This window comes from Streptomyces sp. NPDC058646 (assembly GCF_042716875.1).
Taxonomy (GTDB): domain Bacteria; phylum Actinomycetota; class Actinomycetes; order Streptomycetales; family Streptomycetaceae; genus Streptomyces.
Window position 1 is genome coordinate 1 of sequence record NZ_JBHXRK010000079.1, and the last position, 1,958, is coordinate 1,958.

At 73.6% G+C, this 1,958-nt stretch carries 1 protein-coding gene; it reads left to right on the forward strand.

The features are described 5' to 3' along the window. A partial coding sequence (locus ACFWUZ_RS36245) for a condensation domain-containing protein (RefSeq protein WP_384382381.1) occupies positions 1 to 1,958 on the forward strand: 1,958 nt, incomplete at both ends.

A 1,958-nucleotide genomic window follows, 5' to 3' on the forward strand; every position in this document is an offset into this window, starting at 1 on the left:
CCGCACCGACACCCAGATCAAAATCCGCGGCTTCCGCATCGAACCCACCGAAATCGAAACCGTCCTCACCACCCACCCCCACCTCACCCAAGCCACCCTCGTCCACACCACCCACCTGATCGCCTACGTCACCGCGGTACCGGGAACCGCCCCTACGGCCGCAGCCCTGAAGTCCTGGCTGCGCGAGCGGCTGCCCGAGCACATGGTCCCGGACCTGTTCGCCGTCCTCGACCGGCTGCCACTGACCCCGAACGGCAAGATCGACAAGCGGGCGCTGCCGGCCGTGGAGCTGCCGCTGACCGGCGGGGGACGCCAGCCGCGCACCGAGCTGGAGGAGATCGTCCGGACCCTGGTCACCGAGGTCCTGGGCTCGCCCGTGCCGCTGTCCGTCGACGACAGCTTCTTCGACCACGGCGGCCACTCCCTCCTCGCCGCCCGCCTCACCCACCGCATCACCACCACCCTCGGCGTCACCCTCACCCTCCGCGACGTCTTCCAGCACCCCACCCCCGCCACCCTCGCCCGTCTGATCGGCGCGGCCTCCGGCGGGCCCGCCCTGCCCGCGCTGACCCGGGCCGAGGAGCGGCCGGAGCTGCTGCCGCTGTCCTTCGCCCAGCAGCGGCTGTGGCTGGTGACCGGGCTCGGGGGCGAGGGGACCTCGTACAACGTGCCGATGGCGGTCCGGCTCGACGGCGACCTGGACGTCGGCGCGCTGCGCGCCGCTTTCGGGGACCTCGTCGCCCGCCACGAGCCGCTGCGCACGCGCTTCACGACGGTGGACGGGGTTCCGTACCAGGTCGTCGGCCCACCCGCGCCGCCCTTCTTCGAGGAGCGCGCCGTCGCCCCCGCCGCCCTCGACGACGCCCTGCTCACGGCAGCCCGGCACTCCTTCGACCTCGGCGCGGAGGACCCGCTGCGGGTCACGCTCCTGCGGACCGGGCCGTCCTCCTTCACCCTCCTCGTCCTCCTGCACCACATCGCCACCGACGGGCTGTCGCTGCGCCCCCTCTTCGCCGACCTGTCCGCCGCGTACGCCGCCCACCGGGCGGGGGAGGTTCCCTGGTCGGCGCCGCCCCTGCCGGTGGACTACGCCGACTACGCGCTCTGGCAGCGCGCGGCGCTGGCCGGGAGCCCTCTGGAGGAGCAACTCGCCTACTGGAAGACGGCGCTGGCGGGACTGCCGGAGGAGCTCGGGCTGATCCGCGACCGTCCGCGTCCGGCAGTGGCCGGGCAGCGCGGCGGGGTGGTCACCGTGGACTTCGGACCCGAACTGCACAAGCGGGTGCGGGGGCTGGCCCGGGCGGAGCGGTGCACCCCCTTCATGGTGCTCCAGGCCGCGCTCGCCGGGATGCTGACCCGGCTCGGTGCGGGGACGGACATCCCCCTCGGGTCGCCGGTCGCCGGACGGCCGGAGGAGGCCGCCGGTCTGGTGGGCTTCTTCGTCAACACCCTGGTGCTGCGGACGGACACCTCGGGGAACCCGACCTTCCGTGAGCTGCTGAGCCGGGTCCGGGCCTGCGATCTGGATGCCTTCGCCCATCAGGAGGCGCCGTTCGACCTGGTGCTGGAGGCCGTGAACCCCGTCCGCTCCCTGTCTCGGCATCCGCTGTTCCAGATCTGCCTGGCGCTCGAATCGGGTCCGGCGGTGGTCCCGGAGCTGCCGGGCGTGCGGGCGGGTGCCGCGGAGCCGCTGGCGACGGGGGCGGTCAAGTTCGACCTGGAGTTCCTGCTGCGCGCCGAGGAGGGCGCAGGCCTGACGGGTGCGGTGCTCTACAGCGAGGACCTGTACGAGCGGGCCACCGTCGAGCGGATGGCCGCCATGCTACGGCGCACCCTGGAACACGTGGTCGCCCGGCCGGAGCTGCCGCTGTCGGAGGTGGAGCTGCTGGGTGCGGCCGAGCGCCGGCAGGTGCTGGAGGAGTGGACGGGCACGCGTACCGACATCGGTGAGCGCACCC